Origin of the sequence: Bacillus sp. 7_6_55CFAA_CT2 (assembly GCF_000238655.1) — a bacterium.
Classification (GTDB): Bacteria; Bacillota; Bacilli; order Bacillales; family Bacillaceae_G; genus Bacillus_A; species Bacillus_A cereus.
This window is the reverse complement of the sequence record NZ_JH414716.1, coordinates 8006-16689: the sequence shown is the minus strand read 5'-3', so window position 1 is coordinate 16689 and position 8684 is coordinate 8006. Positions and strand designations below refer to the sequence as shown.

Here is an 8684-nt window from a genome sequence, read left to right as displayed (position 1 = left end):
TTATCATCTTATTATCAATATAAATTGTTATAAAAAGGAGATATACATGCTAGAATTTAAAGGGCAACTAAGTACACTAGTAGTCACACCAACTAAAATTACTATTAAATACTCTCGTTTGATCGGTAGGGGATCTAAAGAAATCCAAATCAAAAGTCTTACGGGTATACAATTCAAACCACCAGGCTTCCTTTCACATGGTTATATTCAATTCGTTTTCCCTGGAAGCTCTGAAGTAAAAACTAAATCCACCTCTGACTTGGCAAAAGATGAAAATACTGTCATGTTTAATAAACACGAATATAACAATTTCTTAAAAGTAAAAGATTTAATAGAAGGGTACATGAACGAACAAGAAAAAAATACTTTCGCTTCTAATGACCATTCTTCTACAACAAATCCTGTAAATACCTATTCTGTCGCTGACGAAATCACTAAACTAGCTGCATTGAAAGATCAAGGGATTCTAACAGAAGAAGAGTTTACAGCAAAAAAGAAACAACTATTAGGAATATAATAAGGGGGCTTCGGCTCTCTTTTTTTATTTATGATATTTCACCTTTAATATCTTTAAATTAATTTAAAGTGATATAATAATTATAATTACTTATAGGAGGTATATTATGAAAAAGAAATTTATGCTAATGATGCTTCTGTTTATATTGATGGTAGGATTACATCCTACTTCAATGACAAAAGCAGAAACTACAAGTGTACAAGGTGAACAATTTGAACAGGGGAAGTATGATTTAAAAGCTGAATCTCCATTTGGATATAACTGGAATAAAAACTCATCTCATGCGGGAACAGAAACAGGTGAGGTGAAATGGGAATACAAGCTTTATAAAAAGGATGGTGGTAATCAATTTTTCAGTGCTCCACCAGCAGTTGGAAGAGATGGGACGATTTACGTCGGAAACTCCAATGAGAAATTGTATGCATTCAATCCTAACGGTTCCATTAAATGGATTAAAGATGATGTAGCTTATATGTATTGTACACCAGTTATAGCGGAAGATGGAACTATTTATGTTGTAAACAAAAAACTAACAGCTCTAAATCCCGATGGTTCCATTAAATGGGAAGATAAAAATGCAAATGCTTTCAGCACACCTATTATAGATAGTGAAGGTACAGTTTATATACATAATTCAAAATCAATAACTGCTTATAATTCGGATGGATCAAAGAAATGGGAATCAAGTCAGATGTTCGAAGGAGCTAATAGTGGTAAGAATACTATAGTCATGTCGAAAGATGGAACTATTTACACCTTACTTTCAAGTGGCGAAAATTATTTTATCTATGCCCATAATAAGAATGGTAAAGAGTTATGGAAAAAACAGATTAGAGGAGGGTGGGGGCACCCAGGTTTTTCTTTAGGATTAGATAATGAATTATATATAAGTGCTGGCTCTGTTATCTTTGTTTTTGATAAAGATGGAAACCTAATAAAAGAGTGGAAGCCAGGGGCACAAGCTGCTGTTACAATCTCTTCCAAGGATGGAGCAATTTATACGACTGGAGGTGGCACGGTAGCTGCTTATAATCGAGACTACACACTAAGGTGGAAATTCTTACCGGATGAAGGTGGGTTGAACTCACCGATAATAGATAAAAATGGTGTAGTTTACGTTCATTCAAAAAAAACAGTATACGCAGTAAATCCAGATGGAACGCTAAAATGGAAGATGCCGTTTTCATCATTTGATCCTGGTGCTCCAAATGATGCTATAACCATTGGTAGCGATGGAACTTTATACATGCTGGGATATGTTCCAGAACTAACTTACTTTGGTCCTGACAAAACGTATTTTTCAGTAGTAGCTATTGGCGACTCTTATACAGACACTGTATGTACCAAAGATAGTACATACATGCAAGTACTTAAATCACTTGAAGCAAAGAGTAAGACTGCTAAGTTAACAGATGAAGAGAAGAAAGAAGCACGTGATATTTTGAAGAAATTATCGGCGGATCTTGATAAAACAGAGTAGTAAACTTGGGCGGATCATTACAGATATAGTAACTTTTGATGGAAGAGGGCTTCGGCTCTCTTTTTTATTTACTCTTTTTAAACTAGAACCTTTTTATACAACCTTCATAATATATATGGGACAACCTTAAACTCTTTTTTGAGAGGAATGATTAGATATGGCAGACTATTTCTGCAAAGATGGAAAGAAATATTACAAGAAAAAAGAAAAATCATGTAACTCTTCAAACTCCAATAACTGTTTCATAGAGACATTTACAATTTTCGGATCTGAAACTACCCCTACAAGTCTTGAAATTCCACCCGGTTCTACAATTACCCTATTTGAAAATTTTACAACTAATCACAATAAAACTCTAATTCGCTTTAGTTTTAGCCCTGTATTTGCTGCGTTTGTTACATTGACTATTAGAACATTTAATTCCACAACTCCACAAACAATTACATTAACACCAGGAGATAGAAAAACTTTCTTATTTGAGGATGTTCGAAGTATTACTTTCTCAAATGCCACTACAGCTAGCGCTGAACTTAGTCCATTATTTATCCAACAGACAACATGCATCTGCTGTGGTAATTCAGATTCATATTATTATGAATCTAGTGGGGATAATTATTGATAAATGATTTTAGAGAGCTACGGCTCTCTTTTTTATTTTCATTCGACAAAATATGACAATATAGTTGTAACTGTATTTGTTATGCTTGGTTTAAATCTTACAGTTTTTAAAGGGGTCATCCCCTCCTTATCCTATAAGGGGCTCGGATCCTTTTTTAATTTCTTTCGACTCCTTAATATTTTTTTATAATTATAATCAAAAACATGGAAAAAGTTATTAAAATCAAATTAAAACTTTAAAAGGAGAGTACAATGAGTAATCAACTAATATTATTAAACAAAGTTTTAGAAGAGTTCACAAGAACAGGAAATTTCAAAGATGAATCTAATGCATTTGAAAGATTTGCAACAGAACAATATTTTAAAGACAAAGATATAGGAATAGATGAAGTTGAAAATGGTTTAATTGGTAACTCAAAAGATGGTGGAGTAGATGGGCTCTATTTATTTATTAATGATGAAATAATATTCGATAAAGATCAAATTCCTAATGCAAAAAAAATTACTTTAGATGTATATATAATGCAGTACAAAAACACACATAGAATTGAAGAATTGGTTTTAGATAGATTCCTTGGATCGATCCCATATATTTTTGACTTAAGTAAAAATGAAGAAGAATTAAAAGAAGTTTTCCATCCTGAACTAGCTGAAAAAATTTCATTCTTCCATCAAGTGTGGCTTGAAATTTCAACTAAACATCCAGAAATAAACGTTCAATTCATTCATGCTTGCAAAGGAGATAAAGAAAAAACTTTAGGACCTAGATCTCAAAATATCTCCTACATGTCCAAAATAGAAAGATTAAAAGAACTAGTTTTAAACTTAGGCGAGAGAAATTTCACAGTAGATTATCAAATTTTAGATAGTAACTGGTTATTAGAATTGAATAGAAAAGAAAAAAAATAACTCTTTAAAATTAAAACTTAACGAAAATCCAATAGCAATTGATTATAGAGATGAAAGCCAAAGAGGTTACATTGCTTCAGTAAATATCTATGACTATTTTCAGTTTCTTTGTAATGAAGATGGCAGCTTAAGAAAATATCTATTTGAATCCAACATCAGAGACTATCAAAATGGAACAACAGTTAACGCGGAAATTTCCAAAACCGTACTTGAAAGTAAAAGAAATTGATTTTTGGTGGCTAAATAACGGTGTTACTATAATAGCTGAAAACGGGACTTTATCTGGAAAGATATTAAATCTCGATAATATTCAAATTGTTAATGGACTACAAACATCTCAAACCATATACAACATATTGAAAACAAATGATTTGAAAGATGATGTTAGATCCTTAATGTTAAAAATTATCATTACTAGTGATAAACAGACAAGTGATGCAATTATAAAAGCTACAAATTCTCAAAATACAGTACCTGCATTCTCACTCAGAGCAACAGATCCTATTCAGAGAGAAATTGAAGAATTTTTATTAATTAAAGGATACTATTATGATCGAAGAAAGAATTTTTATAAAAATGAGGGAAAACCCCGTAAAAACATAATATCAATTTCATATATGTCACAGTGCTTAACAGCATTATTAGAAAGAAATCCATCAAAAGCTAGATCTAACCCAACTACATTAGTAAAAAAAGAAAGTGATTATAAAAAATTGTTTAACCCTGGAAGAAAACTAGATATTTATTATAATGTTATAAATATCATGAAAACTGTAGAAGCATGTTTAAAAGATTTTGCACCTAAAGATGAAATAGAAGTTCACATAAGTAACAACTACAAATTTCATATTGGAAGAATAGTAACATCATATTTAATTAGAAAAGCAACCTATAATGATAATGACGTTCTAAGTATTGATGTAGAAAACATTGAAAGTATCCAAGAACAAACTAATAACGCGATTAATTTCCTTAATACAACTATCCAACAATATCAAAAAGAGAATGATAAAAGTGATATTGTTAATATATCTAAAACAACTAGTTTTAGTGACTATATAACAAAATGTATGCAAGAAATAATGCAACCAGTTAAATCATAAAACATTGTATAGCTTGTGACACTTTACAAAGCTACAATGTTGATTTTAATTACATTTTTAAATACTTATAATTAAGCAATATTTTATTAGATGGGAGTCCAATACATATTATTAAAATTAAAGTGGTTCAAGTCGGAAGGCACCTTTGGGTGTCTTTTTCTTACCTTTCGACAGAATATGACAAAATAGTTGTGATTATATTTGTTATGATAGTTCAGGTGAATCTTACATTTTAAACGCTGGGGGATACATACTATGAATAAAAAACTATTAACAACACTTACTTGTTTCGCTTTATTTATGGGATTAGCAGCATGTTCATCTAACGAGACAGCAAGTACTTCCAAAGAATCTAAAGCTGAGCAAGAAGCACAAAAGGAAGCTGAGAAAGCGAAGAAAGCTGAAGAAAAAGGGACTGTGAAAAAGGAGAAAGCAGAACAAGAGACGGCTGAAAAGCAACGCAAACAGCAAGAAGAGGCTACAAAAAAGGAACAACCAACAACTACTTCTGGTAACACTATTAAAGGCTTAAAAGACGAACTATCCATTGGTATGCCATTTAAAGATTATCTTGCTAAAAAGAAATCATTAAATGTAGAGAATCCCTTCAGTATTTCACTCGGAAAAGGTAATGTAGGTAGTGTTCTTCAAGCTCAAGATGGAGTATTAGTTGTATGTATTGATGGAGAAAAGATATTCGATTTAAAAACATTTAAAAATGTTGATGAAGCTAAAGAATACGAAAAGAGCTTAAAAGTAAAACAATAGATTCGATTCATATTTCTCACTCACCAATATCACTTAATATTATAAAATATTATTTGGGTGAAAGTCCAAATGCATATTATTAAAATTAAAGTGGTTCAAGTCGGAAGGCACCTTAGGGTGTCTTTTTTTATGGATATTATCGAGGGCTATAGCTCTATTTTTTATTTTCATTCGACATGATACAACAAACTAGTTGCAACTGGATTTGTTATGCTTGGATGAGAAATTCTACATTCCCTATAATCGGAGGAAACGAATTATGCAAAACTCATTTTATACAAAGTGGTGGTTTTGGTTTATCATTGCCGTTGTCGTAATTGTTGTTGTTGGCGGAAAAAACAACAAAGAAGAAGCTACAACAACTCCAACCGAACCAAAAAAAGAAATAAAACAAGAACAACCCAAACAAGATGTTCAAGTTCAACCAGAAAAGAAGGAACAGTCTAAACAAGATATTCAAACTCAACCAGAAAAGAAAGAACAACCTAAACAAGATGTTCAACAATCTGCATCGGGATTTACAAATCCTATAAAAAATATCGATAAAACAGCTGCTATGAATGCTGTCAAAGAAAAAGCAAAGAAAGACTTCCCAGATGATTACATGACACAGAATTACGTAGCAGATGAACAATCTAAAGCGTTTGATTATATAAATGGTATTGAAATCAAATCTCAGGAAGAACTAAACGTTATGAAGAAAGTGATCAACGACTTCCCAAATGACTTCATGACTACTAAGTATGTTTATGAAGAACAGATAAAAGCTATGAACAAGCAGTAATAAGATACTATGTTGTTCATTTTCACTGGATCGAAAATATGGATAAGTACGGTAAAACACCATTTGGATGGGAGTCCAATACATATTATTAAAATTAAAGTGGTTCAAGTCGGAGGAAGGCACCTTAGGGTGTCTTTTTTTCTACCCATAAATGTTTAATTGTTATATAATAATATCATTGTATTTCAGGAGGAACATAAATGAATAAAAAACTAATCATTGGAATTATCGCTGTATTAGTAGCTATCATTGCTTCCGTAGCTATTTTTAAAGATTCCAAATCAGAAGATATGAAACCTAAGTATTCACAAAAAGATATGGATAAAATTATCGATAAACACTTTAATGAACAACAAGAATTAAAAACACAAATCAAAGAGTTGAAATCTAAAGTAGACTCCTATGAAAAAGAGCAAACTAGGTCACTTCAAAAAACTACACAGCCGAGTCAAGAAACACCTAAACCACAAGAACAGCCTAAAAAAGAAGACGTAAATCCGGAGTCTCAACCGGAAAAGAAAAAAGTACCTAAATCAGAACAAACTACTGGATCATTAGCGAACCCAGTAAAGAACATCGACAAAACAGAAGCTATGAATAAGGTTAAAGAAAAAGCTAAGAAAGACTTCCCAGATGATTATTCTACTCAAAATTATGTTGCAAATAAACAATCCAAAGCATTTGACTATTTAAATAACATTGAAATTAAGTCGCAAGAAGAATTAAATATTATAAATAAGGCACTACGTGATTTTCCTACTGATTTTTCAACAGCAAAATATGTATATGAAAAACAAATGAAAGCTAAAGGTGAGCAAGAGGCCCAGTAATAATTTAATAAAATAGATAATAAATATGGTAAAATTATATTTGGATTGGCGTCCAATACATATTATTAAAATTAAAGTGGTTCAAGTCGGAGAAAGGCACCTTTGGGTGTCTTTTCTTTATGAATAAGAGGTACAGCAGAAATAATAGATCATAGTTCATAGATATAGACTGAAAATTCTTAACTATCTTTTTTATTTCCTTTCGACATAATATGACAATTAATAGATATATAATCTGTTATTATTAACGAGGCAATCTTACATTTTACATAATTGGAGGAACAAACGTGGGAAAAATATTTAAGTTTGGATGCCTGGGCATTATAGCTGTATTTGTAATCGGAATAATTGCTATGGTTGCTGGTGGCGGAGATTCAACAGAAAAAACTTCAACAGACACTAAAGCTGTATCAAAAGAAGGTGTATCTTCTGATGTAAAAATCTCTGTAGGATCTATGGAAACAGTAGATTCTGTGGGTAATGAATACTCAAAAGAACAAGCACAAGGTGTCTTTAAGATTTTAGAAGTTACACTTACTAATAATCAAAAAGACGCTATCACTGTTGATACTAACAGCTTTAAATTGGTAGATAACAAAGGTCGTGAATTCACATCTTCTGTACAAGGTCAATCATCTTTTGACTTAGCTAACGGTGGAAAAACTGACTTCTTCTTAAAACAATTAAATCCTGGTCTAACACAGACAGGGAAAATTGTATTTGATATACCAAAAGATGCTGAAGGACTTTTCTTAAAAGCTAGTGGCGGTATGACAGGTAAAGAAATTAATTTAAAAGTAGAATAGGAAAAAGGTACTCGAAAGAGTGCCTTTTTTTCTTAACAACTGACATTACTTAAGGTAGTAAAATAATGTTTGGATTGGCGTCCAATACATATTATTAAAATTAAAGTGGTTCAAGTCGGAGAAAGGCACCTTTGGGTGTCTTTTCTTTGTATTTATAACTTTTTTTAGAAATTATTTGAAATATTATACAAAACAATATATTATTATATAGTAATTAATTAAATAGAAATATTTAGGGGGACTTTTAATGAAATTAGGAAAATTAGCATTAGTTGGAGTATTAACATTTGGTGGATTTACTGCAGTAGAAATGATTAAACCTACTTCACAAGCTGCAGCAGCTTATGAAGAACCATATTCTGATCCATATAATGATAGTTGGGGATTTGTATCACCAAATAATTTTGAATATCTATCCCAATTTCCAAATGCACACATGATTAAAAAATCATATAGAACTGGAGATATCTTAAATTACTCTCTTAGCTCAATAAAAGATGGCCCAGGAGCTGTTATGAAGATTTTTAAAGTTGAAGCTGGAAAAAAACCTGTACGCTATAGAACAATCTATCCTCAATTTGATGCTAATCACCAAAACCCTACTTGGTCAACTGTGATTACAGATGTATATACTCCTGGTAGCTATATCGCTGTTATAAACCATGTTAATGATTCAATAGGTTACGGCGTAAGTGACTGGTTTACAATTAATAAATAATAACAAGTATCCTTGTAAACACCATCTTTATTACAATAATAAAGTGGTTCAAGTTGCAGGAAGGCACCTTAGGGTGTCTTTTTTTATTGGAAGTAATAAAGAAAGACACCTAAAAGAAGTGTCTTTCTTTTAAATTAAAACAATACTATTG

10 protein-coding genes are annotated in these 8684 nt (G+C 31.4%); all 10 read left to right on the top strand.

Annotation, left to right across the window (positions count from 1 at the left end; translation table 11 throughout):
* Positions 1-517: DUF4429 domain-containing protein (locus HMPREF1014_RS27215; protein ID WP_255344404.1), on the top strand; the 517-nt coding region annotated here is incomplete at its 5' end.
* 106 nt (positions 518-623) lie between these two features.
* Positions 624-1997 carry an outer membrane protein assembly factor BamB family protein gene (locus tag HMPREF1014_RS27210; RefSeq protein WP_000726415.1) on the top strand — a complete coding sequence of 458 codons (1374 nt, stop codon included), beginning with the start codon at positions 624-626 and terminating at the stop codon, positions 1995-1997.
* Positions 1998-2154: 157 nt separating this feature from the next.
* Positions 2155-2616, top strand: a complete 462-nt coding sequence (locus tag HMPREF1014_RS27205; RefSeq protein ID WP_000796356.1) for a hypothetical protein — start codon at positions 2155-2157, stop codon at positions 2614-2616.
* Between the two features lie 251 nt (positions 2617-2867).
* The gene (locus tag HMPREF1014_RS32355; protein ID WP_009327666.1) at positions 2868-3524 is read left to right on the top strand and encodes a hypothetical protein; all 657 of its coding nucleotides are present in this window, start codon (positions 2868-2870) and stop codon (positions 3522-3524) included.
* 170 nt (positions 3525-3694) lie between these two features.
* Complete coding sequence (locus HMPREF1014_RS32350) at positions 3695-4627, top strand: AIPR family protein (protein ID WP_009327665.1); 933 nt, start codon at positions 3695-3697, stop codon at positions 4625-4627.
* Between the two features lie 255 nt (positions 4628-4882).
* A complete protein-coding gene (locus HMPREF1014_RS27195) occupies positions 4883-5395 on the top strand; it encodes a hypothetical protein (RefSeq protein ID WP_001035635.1) in 513 nt (170 codons plus the stop codon).
* Between the two features lie 259 nt (positions 5396-5654).
* Positions 5655-6179: a hypothetical protein gene (locus tag HMPREF1014_RS27190; RefSeq protein ID WP_001181548.1), complete on the top strand. Its 525-nt coding sequence runs from the start codon at positions 5655-5657 to the stop codon at positions 6177-6179.
* 200 nt (positions 6180-6379) lie between these two features.
* Positions 6380-7009 (top strand): hypothetical protein, encoded by a 630-nt coding sequence (locus HMPREF1014_RS27185; protein ID WP_001035531.1) that lies wholly within the window; start codon positions 6380-6382, stop codon positions 7007-7009.
* Positions 7010-7296: 287 nt separating this feature from the next.
* Positions 7297-7815, top strand: coding sequence for a DUF4352 domain-containing protein (locus HMPREF1014_RS27180; protein WP_000516009.1), 519 nt, complete (start codon positions 7297-7299; stop codon positions 7813-7815).
* A 247-nt stretch (positions 7816-8062) separates the two neighbouring features.
* A complete protein-coding gene (locus HMPREF1014_RS27175) occupies positions 8063-8533 on the top strand; it encodes a DUF5065 family protein (protein ID WP_000765905.1) in 471 nt (156 codons plus the stop codon).
* Positions 8534-8684 lie beyond the last annotated feature (151 nt).

Bases quoted from the DNA above. Each gene is read 5' to 3' on its own strand.
- HMPREF1014_RS27210 (WP_000726415.1), top strand. From the start codon at position 624: ATGAAAAAGAAATTTATGCTAATGATGCTTCTGTTTATATTGATGGTA.
- HMPREF1014_RS27205 (WP_000796356.1), top strand. From the start codon at position 2,155: ATGGCAGACTATTTCTGCAAAGATGGAAAGAAATATTACAAGAAAAAA.
- HMPREF1014_RS32355 (WP_009327666.1), top strand. From the start codon at position 2,868: ATGAGTAATCAACTAATATTATTAAACAAAGTTTTAGAAGAGTTCACA.
- HMPREF1014_RS32350 (WP_009327665.1), top strand. From the start codon at position 3,695: ATGGAACAACAGTTAACGCGGAAATTTCCAAAACCGTACTTGAAAGTA.
- HMPREF1014_RS27195 (WP_001035635.1), top strand. From the start codon at position 4,883: ATGAATAAAAAACTATTAACAACACTTACTTGTTTCGCTTTATTTATG.
- HMPREF1014_RS27190 (WP_001181548.1), top strand. From the start codon at position 5,655: ATGCAAAACTCATTTTATACAAAGTGGTGGTTTTGGTTTATCATTGCC.
- HMPREF1014_RS27185 (WP_001035531.1), top strand. From the start codon at position 6,380: ATGAATAAAAAACTAATCATTGGAATTATCGCTGTATTAGTAGCTATC.
- HMPREF1014_RS27175 (WP_000765905.1), top strand. From the start codon at position 8,063: ATGAAATTAGGAAAATTAGCATTAGTTGGAGTATTAACATTTGGTGGA.